Origin of the sequence: Sorangium sp. So ce296 (assembly GCF_051529605.1) — a bacterium.
GTDB classification, from domain to species: Bacteria; Myxococcota_A; Polyangia; order Polyangiales; family Polyangiaceae; genus Sorangium; species Sorangium cellulosum_D.
This window is the reverse complement of record NZ_CP150325.1, coordinates 2,643,712-2,661,693: the sequence shown is the minus strand read 5'-3', so window position 1 is coordinate 2,661,693 and position 17,982 is coordinate 2,643,712. Positions and strand designations below refer to the sequence as shown.

The following is a 17,982-nucleotide window of genomic DNA, read 5'->3' as shown; positions in this document are numbered from 1 at the left end:
CCGCTGCCTGGGTCGGCTCGGCGACGACGAACCGCGCCCGCCGACACGCCCGGCGCAGGAGGGCTGGAATCGTACGTGGAACCGTACGTAGAACGCACGTCGACGCACGTAGACGCTGGCGCGCCCGAGCCGGTAAAAGGGCCCGGTGCGTGACGCCGCGCCGGATGTGACCGCGGTCCCTCGTCCCCGGGCCGCCTCGACCGAGATCGCACGCGAGCGCCCCGACGCCGGGCCGGCGCGCGTCGCGGGGGCGCGGGCGATCTGCGCGGTCTCGCTCGGCGCGATCGCGTTCCTGCTGCTGCAGATCTTGACCTACGGCTACGGCCGCGATCAGGGCATCTACGCCATGGTCGCGCGGGCGGTGCTCGACGGCGGCATGCCGTACCGCGACGCGTTCGACTTCAAGCCGCCCGGCATCTTCTTGATCTACGCGCTCGCGCGCGCGCTCTTCGGCCCGGCGCAGTGGGGCATCCGCGCCCTCGAGGTCGCCGGCCTCGCCGGCATGTGCCTCGCGATGACGTCGCTCGCCGGCCGCGCCTTCGGCGATCGCCGGATCGGGATCGTCGCCGCCGCGCTCGCCGTGCTCGTGCACGCCCAGCTCGATTTCTGGCACACGGCGCAGCCCGAGTCGTTCGGCGGCATGCTCACCGTCGCCGCCCTGCTCGTGGCCGCGCGCGGCGTGGGGCAGGGCCGCGCCGCCGGCGCGCCGCGCCCCGCTCCGCGCGCGGCCGCGCTGGTCGCTTCGGGCGCGCTCTTCGGCGCCGCCGGCCTCCTCAAGCCGCCCCTCGCCGGCGGCGGCGTCGTGCTCGCCGTCGCGCTGGCCGCGCCCGCCCTCGCCGAGCTCGCGCGGCGCGGCGCGGCGCTCGCGCGGCGCAGCGCCGCGAGCGCCGCGGCCGTCCGGCCCGCGATCGAGGGCGAGCCCGCGCCCTCTCTTCCGGGCGCGCCGCCGGACGCGCCCGCGCGCTCTCTTCCGGGCGCGCCCGCGCGCTCTTCCGCGCCCGCGCTCGTGTGGGCCGCGCTCCGGCCCGCCCTGCTCATCGCGCTGGGCGGCGTGCTCCCCGTGCTCGCCTGCGTCGCGTGGTTCGCCGCGAAGGGGGCGCTCGGCGATCTGTGGGAGGTCCTCTTCGTCTTCACGCCGCATTACACCGCGCTCGGGTGGCGCGGCGTGGGCGTGCTCGAGATGGCGTGGCACGGCGTCAGCGAGTGGCTCGTCCGGTACTCCGGCCCGATCGCGCTCGGCCTGGTCTGCTTGCTCGCGCTGCACCCCGAGCGCCACGATCGCGCGGGCGTGGCGCTGTTCGCTGGCGTGATCGCCATGCACCTCGTCGGCGTGGTGATGCAGGCGAAGTTCTTCCCGTACCATTACGGCGCGACCTGGCCGCTCACCGCGATGCTCGCCGCGCTCGGCCTCTGGAAGGCGTGGCAGCGCTGCGTCCAGCGCGGCGCGCGGGCGGCCGCCGTGCTCGTCGCGGCGCTCGTCGCGGCCGCTTTCGCCCGCTCCGCGACCAAGGACGTGGCCGACGCCTACCTCGATCGCTGCGCCGAGCGGCTCGCGCTGCTCGCCGCGGGCGCGCGGGACCAGGGCCGCCTCGACCGCCTCGCCTCGGTGGCCGACGTGAACGCCGCGGCGAACCGCGCGGTCGCCGCGTGGCTGCGCGAGCGCGTCGCGCCGGGGCGGCCGGTGCTCGTGTGGGGCTTCGAGCCGGTGATCTACGACCTCGCCGATCGCCCGCCGGCGACGCGTTACCTCTACAACGTCCCGCAGCGCGCGGCGTGGGCCCGGCAGGAGGCACGCGACGCGCTCATGCGCGACCTCGCCGCGAGCCCGCCGGCGGCGATCGTGGTCGAGCGCCACGACGTCTTCCCGTCGGTGACCGGCGACGCGCTCGACTCGCGCGACACGCTGGACGGGTTCCCGGCGCTCGCGGGGCTCATCGACGATCGCTACGAGCTCGCCGTGCTCATCGAGGATTTCGAGATCTACCTGGAGCGCTGAGGGGCGGGTCGGCGCGGGGGCGGCGGCGCGGCCCGGAGGGCCGCGCGCGCGCCGGGATCAGGGGCAGGCGTTGTCGCGGCCCGGGGTGGGCGCGGCCGTCACGAAGCGGCTGCCGTCGCGGGCGCCGTCGGCGCAGCGCTGGATCGACCGCGTCGCCGGCGCGGCCGTCGCACCTTCGTTGACCTGAACGCGCTCCGGGGCCTCCGGATCGCTGGAGATCAGCGCGTCCAGGAGTCCCTCGTCGTCGGCATCGTTCGTGTCGTAGACCACGGCGTCGAGCAGGCGCGCGCTGGTGGCCGGCGTGCCCGAGGGGAAGTCCGCGGGCAGCCCCTGGTACAAGGCGACCGCGTCCGCGCCGTTCTGCAGGGTGTCGTTCGGGAAGACGAGGGCGGGCGCCGGCATGACGCTGCCGTTGCCGACGAGCAGCAGCCCCAACCGGTCGGTCGCGGCGTTGAGCTCGATCGCCCGGTAGGAGGTGTCGTCGTCGGACCCGTTGAAGAACACGAGCGTGTAGCCGGCGAGGCTCGTGAGCCGCCAGCCCGTGCTGATCTCGACGAACTCGAGCGCGTCGACGTCCGGCGTGTCGGCGTCGAGCTCGTTGATCTGGAGCCGGAGCACCGTCACCCGGAACGTGGTCTGCCGCGCGCCCGGGCGGCTCACCACGATTTCCCCCGGGCCGATCGGCGTCGCGTCCGAGAGCGCGGGGATGGTGATCCGCGTGTCGGAGTCGACCCTGAAGGGTTGCGGCAGGTAGCTCACGGTCACCTCCGTCGCACCGGTGAACCCCGTGCCGGTGAGCACGAGCGCGCCCCCGACGGCGATGATCGGGTAATCGACCGAGGTCACCTGGGCCGGCGCCCCGCACGGCGGGCACGAGGAGCCGCCGCAGTCGACGCCGCCCTCGTCGCCGTTGAGGCGGCCGTCCGCGCACGAGGCCGCCTGGCACACGAAATCGAGGCAGACCTGGGACGGGCAGTCCGTGTGGACCAGGCACTCCACGCAGGCCCCGGCGGCGTTGCACTTCCCGCCGTCGCCGAGGGCGCACTCGGTGCCGACCTCCTTCGGCTCGTTGACCGGGGAGCCGTCGCGGCAGGCGTCGATCGTGCACTCGCTGCGGTCGTTGGGCACGTCGTCGTCGTCGTCGACCTCCACGACCGCGCCGCCTTCGTCACAGACGCGCTCGCTGCAGTCGCCGGCCATCTGCATCTCCGCCGGCGTCCCCGCGGCGACGGGCTCGGTGACGCACCCACCGTCGACGCACCTCGCGATGGCGCACTCGCTCGCGGGCTCGGCGCAGTCCGCGTCGCCGGTGCAGGTGCCGCCGCCGCCGCTGCCGCCGGACCCGCCGTCTCCGCCGCCGACTCCACCTTCGCCGCCGTCTCCGCCGCCGACTCCACCTTCGCCGCCGTCACCTCCGATGCCACCGACTCCGCCGGATCCACCGTTGCCATTCCCGGAGCCGCCGTCGCCACCGCCGGAGCCGCCGTCGCCACCGCCGGAGCCACCGTCGCCACCGCCGGAGCCACCGTCGCCACCGCCGGAGCCACCGTCGCCACCCCCGCCGCCGTCATTGCCGCCGGAGCCGCCGATGCCGCCCCCGCCGCCGTCATTGCCGCCGGAGCCGCCGATGCCGCCCCCGCCGTCGTCATTGCCGCCAGAGCCGCCGGCTCCCCCCAGCCCTCCTGCGCCCCCTTGCCCGCCGCTCCCACCGTCGCCGATCTGGCTGCGGTCGGGCATCGTGGCCAGCTCGCAGCCCGAGGTGGCCAGCAGCGAAATGCTCAGCGCGAGCGCGGATCCGTATCGATTCGATCTCGAAGTCATGGACACACCTGGTTGCAGGTTGGGCGGGGCGCGCAGGCCGTCGACGCCGTCTGCGCTGCCCCGCGGCAAGGACGAGCGGGCGAGCATCCTAGACGCATGGGACGCCTGTTGAAAGCGCGCCGCGCCGCACGGCGCAGGGCCGAACCCGCGCTGGCCGGCGGCGGCCCCGCCGGCTCGCGGCAGCGCCTGCTCCCGCGCGCTCCCTCGCCGGGGTGGCGGGATCCGCCTGCTGGCATGCTCGTTGATGCATCGAACCGCCGGCATGCGCTCCGCCTCGGGCGGGGGTCGAGCATGACGCCCCGGTTGCGGCGCGGCGACGCAGGGACGCGGCGATCGAGGAGCAACGAGCATGCGAATCGCGATCATCTCCACCCCGTTCATCCGGGTGCCGCCCTCCGGGTACGGAGGGACCGAGCTGTTCTGTTACGAGCTCGCCGAGGGGCTGTCGGCGCGCGGACACGAGGTGACGCTCTTCGCGACGGGCGATTCGTCGGTCGCCTGCCGCCGCCTGTCGCTCTACGCGAGCCCGCGCTGGCCCCCTGCGCCGGAGGACGAGGTCAACCACGTCGCGTGGGCCGCGTCGGAGATCGCGCGGGAGGACAGGTTCGACCTGGTGCACCTGAACAGCCCCATCGCCGTCCCGTTCACCCGCTTCCTCCGTGTCCCGGCCGTGCACACCCTGCACCACGCGTCGTGCGACGAGAGCTCGCGCATCTACGCCCAGCACCCGGAGATCGCGTACGTGGCCATCAGCGAGCGGCAGCGCTCCCTCGAGATCGCGCTCCCGCGCTCGTGCGTGATCCATCACGGCGTCACGCCGGCGCGCTACCCGACGAGCCTCTCCGACGAGGGCTACCTCGCGCACCTCGGCCGTTACGCCGAGGAGAAGGGGACCCACCTCGCCCTCGACATCGCGAGGGCTGCGGGCATGCAGCTCAGGCTCGCCGGCCGCGCGCACTCCAAGGATCGACTCTACTACCTTCGCGAGGTCGTCCCGCGCCTCCGGGAGAGCGGCGCGTCGGACCTCGGAGAGATGGATCTCGATCGCAAGGTCGCGCTCCTGCGCGGGGCGCGCGCCCTCCTCTGCCCGCTCCAGTGGGAGGAGCCGTTCGGGCTGATCGCCGTCGAGGCGATGCTCTGCGGCACCCCGGTGCTCGGCTTTCGCCGCGGCTCCTTCACCGAGATCGTCGACGAGGGGATCACGGGCTTCCTGGCCGCGCCGGGCGACGGCGCGCGCCTCGCCGCGATCGCGGCGGGGCTCGCGCGCTTCGACCGCGCCGCCTGCGCGCGCCGCGCGCGCGAGCGCTTCAGCAGCGCCGTGATGGTGGGGAAGTACGAGGCGCTCTACCGCGCCGTGAGCGGCCCGCGGCGCGCCCACGGCTCCCGCGCAGCCTGAGCGCTGCGGGGCTGCCCCGCTCGCGCGCCCGAGCGCGCGGTCCGCGCCCCGGGCCGGACCTCACGAGGGCGGCGGCGACGGCGCGCCGCGGGGGGACGCGGGCATCCCTGCCGGGGCAGCGTCGTCGATGTCCAGCCGGCGCCGCAGCGCCGCGCGGAGCGCCAGGTAGCCGAGGAACCCGACCGGGCCGAAGAGCAGCGTCAGCGCCAGGCAGGGCACGACCGTCCAGTGCGGTATGCCGAGCCGCGCCGCGTCGCGCACCTCCCAGGAGCCCGTGAACAGGTCGAACACGAGATAGTGGATCCACCCGACCAGCAGCACCTCTCGGCGCGCGAAGAGCTGCCCGACCCCGTGCAGGCTGCCGAAGCTGCCCTCGCCCTTGCCGAACGTCGGCACGATCAGGATCAGGTACACGAGCGCGAGCGCCGCCGCCGTGCCAGCGGCGACGCGCTGGGTCCATCTCCACCGAGGCGCGAAGGCGAGCAGCAGCCAGCCGGGGAGGACCGCCGCGTTGCAGATCGAGAAGATCGTCTCCAGATCCATGAGCTCGGGGCAGGGTAGGTGAACGCTCCTGGAGAGGCCAGGAGGCGCGCGGAGGCGCGGCTCGAGCGATCGTCCGCCGCCGCGGGGCGGCGCCGGATCGAGGCGCGTCGCGCCGCGGCCGTCGCGCGGGCCTCTTTCGCGAGGCGCGGCGGTGATAAGAGGCGGCCATGAACGAGCTCTTGCACGCCCTGCTCCGGCGCCCGCCGCTCGGGCGCGCGGCGCGGGCCGCGTCGGACTGGGTCGATCTCCAGCTCACCCACGTCGTGACCTCGCTCGCGCGCCTCGCCCCGCGGGCGCGCGGGCGGCTGCTCGACGTGGGCTGCGGCGACAAGCCCTATGAGCACCTCTTCCTCCCCCACGTCCTCGAGTACCTCGGCGTGGAGCACGAGGCGACCTTCGGCGCCACGGCCGCGCGCGCGCGGGGCAAGGCCGACATGCTCTATGACGGCGAGCGGCTGCCCTTCCCGGACGCGAGCTTCGACACCGTGCTGAGCGTGCAGGTCCTCGAGCACACCCCCCGCCCGGAGGCGCTCGTCGCCGAGATGGCGCGCGTGCTCCGCCCCGGCGGCCTGCTCCTCCTGAGCGCGCCGTTCTCGTTCCGCCTGCACGAGGAGCCGCACGATTACTTCCGTTTCACCCCTCACGGCCTCCGCGCGCTGTGCGGCCGCGCCGGCCTGATCATCGAGGAGATCTGCCCGCACGGAGGCCTCTGGAGCCTGCTCGGCCACAAGGTGAACAGCTACCTGGCGCTCCAGGTGGCGCAGATCGGCGGCGTCGCGCAGGCGATGGGCAAGCTCGGCCACGAGGCCTGCGAAGGCCGCGGCGCGCGCGTGTGGACGCTGCCGCTGGTCGCGCCGGCCATGATCGCGGTGGCCGCGGGCGCGCGCGTGCTCGACCGCGCGCTGCCCGATCCTACCGAGACGCTCGGCTTCACCCTGGCGGCGCGGCGGCCGGCGGCCTGACGCTCGCCTACGAGCGGCCCGGGGCGAGCTCCCCGGCGATGCGCTGCACGCTCTGGAGCAGCGCCTTGATCTGATCGCCGACGACCGGCCCCGCGTCCTCGACGAGCCCCTCGATCTGCTCGAGCACGGGCGGCAGCCCGTCCGCGGTCACCTCGTGGATGCGCTCGCCCCCGAGCTTCGCCTCGATGCGCGCGAGCTCGTCCTTGAGCTCGCCGAGCGCCTGCGACACGTGCTCCCGGTTCTGCACGTGCTCGTGGCGCGAGAGCTCATACGCTATCGCGATCGCGCTCCGGACATCCCGCTGCACTTCCATCCGCTCCATGCTTCCTCACCCGTGCCGTCGCCGGCGATACTGGATCTCGAACGCGACCGGCCGCGGGGCGTCGCACCGCCTGGCGGCCGGTACACCCATCCGTGGGCGTGGTCTGCCTGGCCGTCCGCCGATCGCGCTTGCGGGGCGGATCGGGCGGACGGCGTGTCGCCTTCAACGTTCCAGCGCTTCAGCGTTCCAGCGCAAAGCAGCTTCCGTGCCCTCGCCGGCCCTCTCGCCCTGCTCGGCCGAGCCCGGGCGCGCGCGTCTCCCGAGCCCGCGCCCGGTGTAGCCCACGCGGACGATCCGCCTCACGTGTCGCAGATCGCCACGCGGTCGCGCGCCTCTGGCGGCTCGGTCGTTCGCCGGGGCCGGCCGCGGGTAGCGCTCAAATTGCCCGGAGAGAGTTCCCATGAAGGCGGGAAGGCAGGAAGATCATTGATCTTTTCTTCCCGCCTTCCCGCCTTCATGTTCAATTTCGAGCACTGCCGGGCCGCGCCCAGGCCGGCCGCGCTCCCGGGCAGGGCCTCTCAGGGCACCAGCTCCATGCCGCTGAACTCGATGGGAAAGGTGATGACGGTCGTCACCCCGCCTTGCGGCGGGGGGAACTGCATCTTCTCGAACGTGTCGGCCACGCAGCGGTCGACCTGCGGGTTCTTCGCGGTCGACCTCACGACGTCTGCCTTGTTGACCTTGCCGCTCGGGCCGATGGTCGCCTTGACGGTCACCTTCCCGACGAACTTCGGCGAGCTCTTGACGCCGATCTTGTAGCACTCGTCGAAGAGCTCCGCGTGCTTCTCCACGACGTCGCGGATCTGCACCTCCGAGAGGCTGCCCCCGAGCGTCCCCGTCGCGACGGCCGCGCCCGGCTTCACGTTCCCGTCGCCCCTCGGCGCGGCCGGCTTCGGCGCGGCCTCGACCGGCGTCGCCGCCCCGGGGACCTGCGAGGTCGCCGGGGGCGACTCGCCGGCGGCGGGCGTCGTGCCCGCCGGCGCCGGGGCTGTCGCGCCCGCCGGGGCGGCGGGCGTCGTGTCCGCGGGCGCCGTGGAGGTCGCGCCCGCCGGCTCCGGCGGCGCGGGCTGCGCCGGCGCCTGGGCGGGCGGCGGCGCGCAGGCCGACGCGAGCGCGAGGACCAGAACCAGACCTGTTCGGCGAGAGCTCATGCCCGAAGGTAAAACCCGGATGCGGGGCCGTGTCCACGAGGATGGAGGCGCCGCCGCTCAGCGCAGCCGCAGCACCTCGACCTCGGACGCGCCGCCGCCGCCCAGGAGCCTCGGCGCTCGGCCCCGATCGCGGGCCTTCAGCGACGCCCAGAACACCTCCGTCCCCGGCCGCTTCCGGATCGGCACCGGATCGGCGTAGACGAAGCCCGCCCTCCAGCGCTGCGGCGAGATCGCCGTCGGGAGGCCGACCTCGCGGTAGACCGGGTCCGCCATCGTCGTGGACAGCGGGGCGCGCTCGACCACCCGCGACCGCACCGAGAGCGCCACGTCGCTCGCCGCGGGCCCGCCCGCGCGCACGAAGATCGTGAGGAGCGAGCGCGCGCCCTCGTGGAACGTGGTCCCGAGCAGCTCGGTGCCGTCGTCGAACCGCGCGCCGAGCGGCGCGAGCGCGGCGGTGATCTCCGAGAAGAGCGCCGCCGCGCGCGCGGCGTCGCCCGCGGCCAGCGCGGCGTTGTGGGCGATCCGCTTCTGCTCCAGCGTCTCCGGCGGGCCGGCCGGCGGCTCGGCCGGCTGTCCGAAGTGCGCGCGGAGCTCCCACGTGAGGAACGGATCCGGCACGATCTCGCGCTCGGGCTCGGTGCCCGAGACGAAGTACCAGGCGAGGAGCCCCGGCTCGCGCTCGCGGAACGAGAACGCCTCGATGCCACGCGCGCCCTGCGCCCGCGCCTCCGCCCCGACGCCCGCGCCGAGCGCCCAGAACGGGCCCACCGCCGTGATGTCGAAGCGCTGCGCGAGGCTCGCCTGGTCCCGGTCGAGCATGAACCGCGTGTCCGCGAGGTAGGCGCCGCGGGGCGGCGCCTCCCTCGGCGCGGGCCGGGTCGGCTTGACGACGCGCCCGCCGAGCGCCCAGACCTGGGCCCAGGTGGCCTTCATGCCCTCGTGCATCTCGACGACCGCGTCGGTCGGCGTCCGCGGCAACCTCGGCGCGAGCCAGCGCAGGAACGCCGTCTTCTCCCCGTCGGAGTCGATGAGGTGCCCCCGCTCGTTGAAGCGCCCGCCCGTCTCGCGCGCGTAGCGCAGCGCGGGGAGCCCGTCGCGCAGCACGGCGGCGAGCGGCGCGAGCCACAGCGCGAGCGCCGCGAGCGCGGGCCACGCGGGCGCCGGCCCGGCGGAATCGCGCGCGGCGCCGGGCGCGCGTCGCGCGGCCGCGGCGCGCTCGAGCAGCGCCGCGAAGGTCGCGACGAGGGCGGCGGCGGCGAGGGCGAAGTAGGCCCCGAAGTAGTGCGGCCAGAAGATGTGGATGTCGGCGCCCTGGCGGAAGACGACGTACTGCACCGTCGCCGTCGCGAGGTAGAGCAGCGGCAGCGCGTCGTGCTCGCGCCGGAGCAGGACGAGCCGCGCGGCGCAGACGAGCGCGGCGAGCTTCCCCGCGGCGATGGCGATCGGCGTGAACGAGAGCTCGATCCAGTACCGCCGGCCCGCGAGCACCTTGGCGAGCGGCTCGGCGTTGCCCGAGGAGCGGAACCCGTAGCTCGCCAGGAGATCGCCGAGCTTGCCGGCCTGGTGGAAGAGGGCGAGGTAGAGCGCGGCGGTCAGCGCCGCGAGGAAGGCGGTGAGCACCCACCACTGCGCGTAGCGCCGCTCGTGGATCGGCCCGAAGACGCGCTTCGGGAGCAGGTAGGCGCGGAGCGCGCCGAACGCGAGCAGCCCGCCCGTGAGCACGAACGCGGGCCAGTCGGCGTGCATGCCGAGCGTGAGCCCGAGCGCGCTCACCGCGAGGTAGCGGCGCCGGGCTGTCTGCGTGAGCCGGACGTACCCGAAGAGCCCGAGCAGCGTCCAGGCCATGACCGGGACCTCGAGCGCGTTGAGGCTCGCGAACGCGAGCGTGATCGGCAGGACGACGAACGCCGCCGCCGCGGCCGCCCCTGCGGCGGGGCGGTAGACGCTGCGGCCGATGGCGTAGAGCAGGGGCGGCGTCGCGGCGCTCAGCAGGACGGCGGGCAGGCGGCAGACGACGTCGTGCCGCCCGAGGACCTCCATGAACGCGGCGGTCGTCCAGAAGATCCCCCAGGGGTGGTGGCAGTAGTACATCTCCGGCGCCGGCCGGCTCGCGGTGTACTCCCACACGGGCCCGAGGATCTTCCAGCGGAGCATGTTCTCCGCGATGATCCCGACGCCGGCGGACGACGCGTAATGGCCGGCGAGGATGGGCCCGAACATCTCCCACGCGGCGGCGAGCGCGAACCACGCGGTGGCGACGGCGGTGACGGCGAGCGCCGCGCGGGTCTCGAGGCGGGAGGCGGCGGGGAGGCCGCGCAGATCGGTCGGGCGGGGGGCGGGGCGCGGGAAGAGCAACGTGCGCGCAGCCTAGCGTCGATGGGGCGCTTCCGGAGAGGAGAGACGCGCCTGCCGCCCGCGGCGGCGCGGGTCGATGCGCGCGCGCGGCTCGGGTAAGGTAGGGCATGTCGACCGAGGCGCACAGGCAGGTTCACGGGCGGGCGCACCGCGACGGCAGGGGGCGCGATCCGACGTTCTATCCTGTGGAGAAGAAGATGGGGGAGGACTCCCTTCAGACATGGATCGTGGAGCTCCTCCGCCCGCTGATCGAGCGCTGGTACCAGGAGCTCGGCCGGCCGCGGTTCGTGGGGGCGGACCAGTTCATCTACTATCAGCAGTTCGATCCTTCCAAGGTCGTGGCGCCGGACGTGTACGTGCTCCCCGGCGTGCCGCCAGGCCGGCGCGTGCGCAGCTGGAAGGTGTGGGAGACCGGGATCGCCCCGAGCTTCGCGCTCGAGGTCGTCTCCTCCGACGAGCCGTACAAGGACTACGTGGACGCGCCCGAGCGCTACCGGGAGCTCGGGGTGAGGGAGCTCGTGATCTTCGATCCCGACTGGGAGAGGAGCCGGGATCGGGTGCGCTGGCAGCGCTACCGGCGGCTGAAGACGCGGGGGTTCGTCCGGGTGGAGACGACGAACGTCGATCGGATCTACGCGCGCGTGCTCGGCTGCTGGCTGCGCGTGATCGGCGCGGGCGACGCGGCGCGCGTCCGGCTGGCCACGGGATCCGAGGGCGAAGCGCTCTTCCCGACCGCCGCGGAGGCGGAGCAGGCCGCGCGGGAGGCGGAGCGGGCCGCGAAGGAGGCGGAGCGGGCCGCGAAGGAGGCGGCGCTGGAGCGGGTCGCGGCGCTCGAGGCGCAGCTCGCGAGCGTCGCGAGCGCGAAGGACAAGGGGCCGGGGGCGCCCTGAGCCTCGCCGGCGCGCGACCGTTCAGGCCCGGAGCAGCGTGACCCGCCGGCCCGCGGGCGTCCGGGCCTCGTCGAGCCGCGTGCGCGCCTCGACGTCGCCGGCCGCGGCGCGGCGATCGAACAGCACGAGCACGCCCTCGTCCAGGCCGAGCTGGGCGAGGTAGCCGTCGAGCTGCTCGAGCCCCTTCGGCGTGGGATCCTTCTCTCCCTCGCGCCAGACCTTGAGCTCCAGGGCAGCGCGCTGCACGGCGCGCGACCCGTCCTCGCCGCGGTACGGCCACCGGACCAGGAGGTCGATCCTCCCCCGGCCGAGGCCGTACTCCCGCTCGATCAGCCCGCCGCCGTTCACTACCCGCTGAAGGAAGGCCATCAGCACGAGCTGCGGCGCGACCTCGTGGTAGCCGAGGTTGCCGGCCAGCGCCTCGCCGTGCTCCCTCCAGAAGGCGGCGAACTCGCGGAGCAGGCGCGCGACGTCGAGCCGGCCGTCGGGGAGCACGAAGCTCCTCGGCTCGGCCAGGATGGCCGGCTCCACGTCGCCGGCGAGCACGCGGGCGATGACCTCGCGGTAGATGGGGTTCGCGATGCGCGCGGGGTTGGTCGGCGCGACGAGCCCGAGATCGCGGACGTACTGGAGGTCGTCCTGGTAGGCGTCGCCGACGATCGCGAGCGTGCCCGAGAGGATCGGCTCGAGCACGCGCCGGACGCGCGGCTCGTGCAGGCGGGCGACGAGCGAGTCGAGGTGGGTGGCGCGCTCCAGGATGAGGCGCTCCTTCGCCTCCTCGACGTGCGCTCGGGCGATCGGCTCGCTCGCGGGCACCGCGAGCTTCTCCACGATCTCGCGGGCGAGCGCGTTGACCAGCCAGGGCTGCCCGGCCGTGAGCGCGATGGCCCGCTCGAGCGCCTCCTCGGCGAAGACCTGGCCGGTGTCGGCCGTGTGCTGGGCGTAGAGCTCGCGCACCTCGCCGGGGTCGAAATCGCCGAGCTTGAGGGACTCGAGCTTGACGTTGAACGGGCTGGATGTGCCCAGGCGGATCGGATCGCCGCCGCTCGCCGCCTTGTACTCGCGCACGTCGCGCAGGCCGCAGAGCGCCACCGCGGCGGGAAAATCTCCGGGGCGATCGGCGAAGCCGGCGCGCAGCTGGCGCAGCACGCTGAGGAGGCTCTGGCCGCGCAGGGCGTCGATCTCGTCGAAGAACAGCGCCAGCGGGCGCGGGCAGGCGCGGGCCCAGGCGCGCAGCGCGACCTCGACGCGGTTGCCTTCCGGGGCGGCGGGGAAATCCGGCGGGCGCAGCGCCGGCGGCAGGGTGAGCTCGGCGCGCGTCCGGATCGAGCTGAGCAGGATGCGCTCGGCGGCGCCGTAGTCGTCGCCTGCCGCCTCGCCCGCCTCGCAGGAGAAGTGCAGCGCCGCCCAGCGGCCCGACGCGGTGAGCTGCTCGGCGAGCGCGCGGAGCGCCGTGGTCTTCCCTGTCTGTCGCGGCGCGTGAACCACGAAGTAGGCGCGCTGCTCCACGAGACCGGGCGCCTCCGGCAGGCGCCGCTCGGCCGGGATCATGTAGTGCCAGTCGGGACGGCAAGGGCCGGCCGTGTTGAAGCGGCGTGCCACGTGCGCAGCTTGCGTCCCGGAGCCGGGCGGCGGCAAGGGCCGCGCGCCGCCCCGCCGCCGTCGTCGCCGGGCGGCGTGCGCTGCGCTCGCGCAGCGGCATCTCGGGAAGACCTGACCGCACGTCGGTTCCGGATCGAGCCCTCCGGCCTTCGAGGGCCTCTCCTTCGGTTTCGGATCGACGTACCCCCCCCTCGCGAGGGGTCGCCGGCACATCGCGACCTCTCGGTGCGAGCTTTCGAGGCCCTCGCGTCGGGTCTGGATCGACCGAGCGCCCCTCGCGAGGGGCCGCCGGCACATCGCGACCTCTGTGCGCGGCCCTCCGAGGCCCCCCGGTCGGTTCCGGATCGACCGAGCGCCCCTCGCCAGGGGTCGCCGGCACATCGCGACCTCTGTGCGCGCCCTCCGAGGCCCCCCGGTCGGTTCCGGATCGACCGAGCGCCCCTCGCCAGGGGTCGCCGGCACGTCGCGACCTCTGCGCGCGGCCTCCGAGGCCCTTCGGTCGGTTCCGAGATGGTAGCTTCCCGCCACTTTGGGTACCCCGTCCCCCCCGGCGGAGCCTCCGGCGGCCCCCGCCCCCGCGCGCCGCGCGCCGTCCGGCCAGCTCCGCCCCGCCGTGAGCGCCGCGGTCCGCGCGCTGTCCGGCCCGCTCCGCCGCGCCGCGGACGCCGCGGTCCGCGCGCCGCTCAGCGCGGCGCTCGCGCTCGTCGTCGTCGCCGCGTCCGTCTACGTGATCGCCCTCCCGTTCGCGGTCGTCCGCTATCCGCCGATGACCGATCTCCCGTTCCACGCGGCCCAGACCGCGGCGCTCCGGCACTACCTCGATCCGGCGTGGCACTTCCGCGAGCAGTTCACGCTCCAGCCGCTCGCGGTCCCGTACATGTCCATGTACGCGCTCGGCGCCCTGCTCATGCTCGTCCTCCCGCCCGTGGCCGCGGTGAAGGTCGCGGCGGCGGCGATGCTCGCGCTCCTGCCCGCGGGCCTCGCCGTCCTCTTCCACGGCCTGAAGCGCAGCCCCCTGCTCGGCGTCCTCGGCCTCGTCCTCGTCTGGTGCAACCTCACGCACTGGGGCTTCCTCAACCACATGGGCGCGCTCGGCCTCTTCGCGATGGTCGTCGGCCTGACGCTCCTGCTCGTCGATCGCCCCTCGCGCGGTCGACAGGCCGCGCTCGCGCTCGCGCTCGTCGCGCTGTTCTTCACCCACGTCTTCCGCTTCCCGTTCGCGATCGGCGCCGCGGTCGGCGCGGCGATCGTGGTGTTCCCGGCGACGCGGCGGCTCCGCCCCATCGCGCTGCCGCTCGCGCCCGCGCTGGTCCTCTTCGCGGCGTGGCTCGCGGTCCGGACCGACACCCTCCACGCCGCGCCCTTCACCCCCGCGCTCCACTGGGAGCGGCTCGGCGAGGCCCCGTCGCTCCTGTTCACGAGCTTCACCGATCCCGCCGAGGCGGCGGCGGCCCGCCGGGCGGCGCGCCTCGTGCTCGCCACGCTGCTCGTGTGCCTCGGGGGCGCGGCCGTGCAGCTCGCCGCTTCCATGTCCGCGCCGGCGCCCGCGCCCGCCACCCCCGCCGCGGCGCCCGCCGCCCCCACGTCCGCGCCGGCGCCCGCGCCCGCCACCCCCATGCCCGCGCCCGCCGTCCCGGACGCGGCGCCCCCTCCCGCCACGGACGCGCGGCAGCGCGCCTTCGCGCGCCTCGCCGCCCTCGTCCCGATCGCCTGCGCGGCCGTGTTCCTGGGCCTGTTCCTGAGCCTGCCGCTCCAGATCGGCCTCTGGTGGTACGTCTACCCGCGCGAGATCGTCGCGGCCCTGTTCCTCGCCCTCGGCGCGTTCCCGGACCTGCCGCGATCGCCCTGGCTCAAGGCGCCGGCCGTGCTCGCGCTCGCGGCCGCGGCGCTCTCCCTCGGCGACGTCGCGCGCGACAACTACCGCCGCTTCGACCACAGCACGCGCGACTTCGACGCCATCATCGCCCGCATCCCGCCCGCGCCCAGGCTGCTCTACCTCGTCTTCGATCACGGCGGCTCGACCCGGGCGACGACCCCGTTCATCCACCTCCCCGCCTGGGTCCAGGCCACGCGGGGCGGCTGGCTCAGCTTCCATTTCGCCGTCTGGGACGCGTCGCCGATCGCTTACCGGCCGCGCGCCGAGCCGGGCGCCGTCGTCCCGCCGCCGACGCCGCTCCGGTGGGAGTGGACGCCGGAGAAATTCGACGTGCGCCGCCACGGCGCCTTCTTCGACTGGTTCCTCGTCCGCCGGCGGGCGGGGGCCGATCACCTCTTCGCCAGGGACCCGAGCATCGTCCCCGTCGATCACGTCGGCGACTGGTGGCTCTACCGGCGCGCCGGCGCGCCGTAACGCTCCGGCCAGGGCTTCTGTTACCATGCCGCACATGCGCTCCTCCCCGGCTTCCGCTCTCCTCGCAGCGGGCTTCGCCCTGCTCGCCCTCTGCGCCTGCGGTTCCGACGAGCCGGCCAATCCTGGCGCGGGCGGCGCCGGCGGCGGCGCGGGCGACGGGGGCGGCGGCTCCACCGCGGGGCCCGTGTGCAGCGAGCCGACCCCGGTGCCCTGCGAGGACGAGGTCTTCCAGCAGATGAACCTCCAGTCCGACGTGGCGCCCGGGGAGCTCAGCAACGAGCAGGACGGCGGCGGGGTCCGCTCCCTCATCGACGCCACCGCGGGCGGCGCCTTCGCCGCCGAGCCCCACGCCTACGTCTATGCCCGGTTCACCGATGACGGCCTCGAGAAGGTCGAGATCTCCGACGAGGCGTCGCTCGGATCGATGGACTGGGACATCGCCTTCCGGCGCTACGTCGTGCGCATCAACAGCGGCCACTCCGGGCCGTCCTGCGTGACGGCGGCGCGGCTGCCGGGGACGCCCGACTACGACGCGCTCGCCGAGGCCCCCGGCGAGCTGAGGCTCCGCAGCGACGAGTACTTCACGAGCGACATGAGCGACATGAGCGACATGAGCGACACCTGCGCGCTCATCCCCGACGGCTCCGGGCTGGAGTCGCCGGCGACCGCGCTCTCCGGCTACTGGAAGTACCCCGGCTGCGTGCAGATGAGCGGCGCCGTCTACGTCCTCCAGCTCGCGGACGGCCGGAGGCTCAAGCTGACCGTCACGCACTTCTACGACGAGGAGAACCAGGCGAAGTGCCAGGAGACCGGCGAGGTCCCGATGGGCGACACCGGCGCGGCCAACCTCCAGATCCGGTGGGCCTTCCTCCCGTGAGCCGGCCCTCCGGCGCCGGGCGCCTCGCCCCCGCGCGGCGCCGCCGCGCCACATGCGCCGCGGCCTCGTGGCGCCGCCGCGCCGCCTGCGCCGCAACCTCGCTCGCCCCGGCGCTCGCCGCCTCGCTCGCCCCGGCGCTCGCGGCCTGCGGCGCCGGCGACGCGCCCCCGCTCGACGGGCCCGCCGCGGCGCCGCTCGATCGGCCGGACACGCGCGGCACCGAGCTCCAGTTCCGGTTCGATCCGGACGACGCGGTCGAGACCTTCGCGTCGGCCTCCGGGAGCTTCCTTGTCCACTTCGCGCGCGAGGGGCGCAGCGCGGTGCCCGCCGAGGACGCCGACGCGACGGGCGTCCCCGACTTCGTCGAGGAGGTCGCCGCCATCTACGACGAGGTGATCGTCCACTACCGCGACGTCCTCGGCTTCCGGCCGCCGAGGAGCGACGAGGACCTCCCCGACAACGGCGGCGACGGCCGCTTCGACGTCTACCTCGTCGACTTCGCCGGCGTCGGCGACGGCGTGTTCCGCGTCGACGCCTGCGCGCCGGACGACGAGGGCCGCTGCGCCGGCTTCATGACCCAGGAGAACGACTTCAGCGGCTACGACTACCCGTCGACGCGGATCGCGAACCGGATCCTCGGCAGCCACGAGCTCTTCCACGCCGTGCAGGCGGCCTACGATCACGGCCAGGACACGCCGATGCTGGAGGGCAGCGCGGTCTGGGCGACCGAGTCGTTCGACCCCTCGCTCCAGGACTTCGAGGGCTTCGTCGGCGGCTACCTCTCGAACACGGATCGATCGCTCGACGTGCCCATGATCGGCCCGGTCGATCCCTTCAGCTACGGGAGCGCGGTCTTCTTCCAGTTCCTCGAGGAGCGCTACGGCGACGGCACGGTCCGCGAGCTCTGGGAGCGCGTCGAGGACGGCGCGTTCGGCGAGGCCGATCCCGTGTGGTTCGAGCAGCTCGACCCCTTGCTCGCGTCGCGGGCGCAGGCGACGTTCGCCGACGCGTTCGTGGAGTTCGCCGCCTGGAACCTGCTCACCGGCCTCCACGCCGATCCCGAGCGCTCCTACGCCGCCGGGGCCGGCTACCGGGGCCTCGTCCCGCGCTCCGTCGCGGCGCCGCACGCCGGCCGGCTCCGCGTCTTCCACGCGTCGGCGCAGTACTTCAGCGCCCCGCCCGACGGGCGCGCGGCCATGACCGCCGCGCTCGCGGGCGACCCCGCGCAGCTCGAGGGCCTCGCCCTGCTGCTCGCGGCGCGGCGCGGCCGCGCGTACGGCGAGATCGCGCGCGCCGACGACGTCGCCGCCGGCGCGGAGCTCGTCGACACGGCCGGCGCCGACGGCCTCGCCGTGATCGTGGTGAACGGCCTCCAGGACGGCGACTCGCGCAAGCCGACGCTGTGCATCGGCACGGCCGACGAGGTCGCGGCGTGCCGGGCCGAAGCGGAGGGCGGCGGCGCGGGCGGCGACGGCGGCGCGGGCGGCGGCGGCGGTGCGGGCGGCGCGGGCGGTGGAGGAGAGGCGCCGCCGGAGGGCGAGGAGGGCGACGACGACGGCGGGTGCGGCTGCCGCGTCGTGGCGCCCGCCGCGGCCGGAAGCTCCGCCGCAGCCGGGGGCTTCGCGCTCGGCGCGTCGCTGCTCGCGCTCGCCCTGCGCCGGCGCAGGTTCACGCGCATCCACCGCTGATCTCGGCCGATCGCTCACCCGCTGCGCCG

13 protein-coding genes are annotated in these 17,982 nt (G+C 75.0%); 7 read left to right on the top strand and 6 right to left on the bottom strand.

What is annotated here, in order from left to right; translation table 11 throughout:
- The first annotated feature begins 145 nt into the window (after window positions 1-145).
- A complete protein-coding gene (locus WME98_RS10065) occupies window positions 146-1,996 on the top strand; it encodes a glycosyltransferase family 39 protein (RefSeq protein ID WP_437951109.1) in 1,851 nt (616 codons plus the stop codon).
- Window positions 1,997-2,053: 57 nt separating this feature from the next.
- On the opposite strand, the gene WME98_RS10060 is transcribed toward WME98_RS10065, so the two are convergent.
- Entirely contained in the window at window positions 2,054-3,817 is a 1,764-nt protein-coding gene (locus WME98_RS10060) for a hypothetical protein (RefSeq protein WP_437951107.1), read from the bottom strand.
- Between the two features lie 349 nt (window positions 3,818-4,166).
- On the opposite strand from WME98_RS10060, the gene WME98_RS10055 reads away from it, so the two are divergent.
- Window positions 4,167-5,213: a glycosyltransferase family 4 protein gene (locus WME98_RS10055; protein ID WP_437951106.1), complete on the top strand. Its 1,047-nt coding sequence runs from the start codon at window positions 4,167-4,169 to the stop codon at window positions 5,211-5,213.
- A gap of 60 nt (window positions 5,214-5,273) precedes the next feature.
- Here WME98_RS10055 and WME98_RS10050 read toward each other — a convergent pair whose 3' ends face one another.
- Window positions 5,274-5,756 (bottom strand): ABA4-like family protein, encoded by a 483-nt coding sequence (locus WME98_RS10050; RefSeq protein WP_437333171.1) that lies wholly within the window; start codon window positions 5,754-5,756, stop codon window positions 5,274-5,276.
- 167 nt (window positions 5,757-5,923) lie between these two features.
- On the opposite strand from WME98_RS10050, the gene WME98_RS10045 reads away from it, so the two are divergent.
- Window positions 5,924-6,718 carry a class I SAM-dependent methyltransferase gene (locus tag WME98_RS10045; protein ID WP_437951105.1) on the top strand — a complete coding sequence of 265 codons (795 nt, stop codon included), beginning with the start codon at window positions 5,924-5,926 and terminating at the stop codon, window positions 6,716-6,718.
- Window positions 6,719-6,725: 7 nt separating this feature from the next.
- On the opposite strand, the gene WME98_RS10040 is transcribed toward WME98_RS10045, so the two are convergent.
- The 3 genes from WME98_RS10040 to WME98_RS10030 all read right to left on the bottom strand — a co-directional run bounded on the left by WME98_RS10040 (window position 6,726) and on the right by WME98_RS10030 (window position 10,546).
- Window positions 6,726-7,031, bottom strand: a complete 306-nt coding sequence (locus tag WME98_RS10040) for a hypothetical protein (RefSeq protein ID WP_061622822.1) — start codon at window positions 7,029-7,031, stop codon at window positions 6,726-6,728.
- 527 nt (window positions 7,032-7,558) lie between these two features.
- Window positions 7,559-8,191: a TonB family protein gene (locus WME98_RS10035; RefSeq protein WP_437951104.1), complete on the bottom strand. Its 633-nt coding sequence runs from the start codon at window positions 8,189-8,191 to the stop codon at window positions 7,559-7,561.
- A 57-nt stretch (window positions 8,192-8,248) separates the two neighbouring features.
- Window positions 8,249-10,546, bottom strand: coding sequence for an ArnT family glycosyltransferase (locus tag WME98_RS10030; RefSeq protein WP_437951103.1), 2,298 nt, complete (start codon window positions 10,544-10,546; stop codon window positions 8,249-8,251).
- 107 nt (window positions 10,547-10,653) lie between these two features.
- Here WME98_RS10030 and WME98_RS10025 point away from each other — a divergent pair, with 107 nt between their 5' ends.
- Complete coding sequence (locus WME98_RS10025; RefSeq protein ID WP_437951102.1) at window positions 10,654-11,436, top strand: Uma2 family endonuclease; 783 nt, start codon at window positions 10,654-10,656, stop codon at window positions 11,434-11,436.
- A 21-nt stretch (window positions 11,437-11,457) separates the two neighbouring features.
- Here the strand turns inward: WME98_RS10025 and WME98_RS10020 are convergent, their stop codons facing one another.
- Entirely contained in the window at window positions 11,458-13,038 is a 1,581-nt protein-coding gene (locus WME98_RS10020; RefSeq protein ID WP_437951101.1) for an ATP-binding protein, read from the bottom strand.
- 529 nt (window positions 13,039-13,567) lie between these two features.
- Between WME98_RS10020 and WME98_RS10015 the strand changes: the two genes are divergently transcribed.
- From WME98_RS10015 to WME98_RS10005, 3 genes are read left to right on the top strand one after another with little or no spacing between them, the layout of a single operon-like run.
- Window positions 13,568-15,388, top strand: coding sequence for a hypothetical protein (locus tag WME98_RS10015; RefSeq protein WP_437951100.1), 1,821 nt, complete (start codon window positions 13,568-13,570; stop codon window positions 15,386-15,388).
- A gap of 34 nt (window positions 15,389-15,422) precedes the next feature.
- On the top strand, window positions 15,423-16,265 hold the full coding sequence (locus WME98_RS10010) for an HmuY family protein (protein ID WP_437951099.1): 843 nt from the start codon (window positions 15,423-15,425) through the stop codon (window positions 16,263-16,265).
- Window positions 16,262-17,953 carry an MXAN_6640 family putative metalloprotease gene (locus WME98_RS10005; RefSeq protein WP_437951098.1) on the top strand — a complete coding sequence of 564 codons (1,692 nt, stop codon included), beginning with the start codon at window positions 16,262-16,264 and terminating at the stop codon, window positions 17,951-17,953. Before WME98_RS10010 ends, WME98_RS10005 begins: the two co-directional genes overlap by 4 nt.
- The last annotated feature ends 29 nt before the right edge of the window (window positions 17,954-17,982 follow it).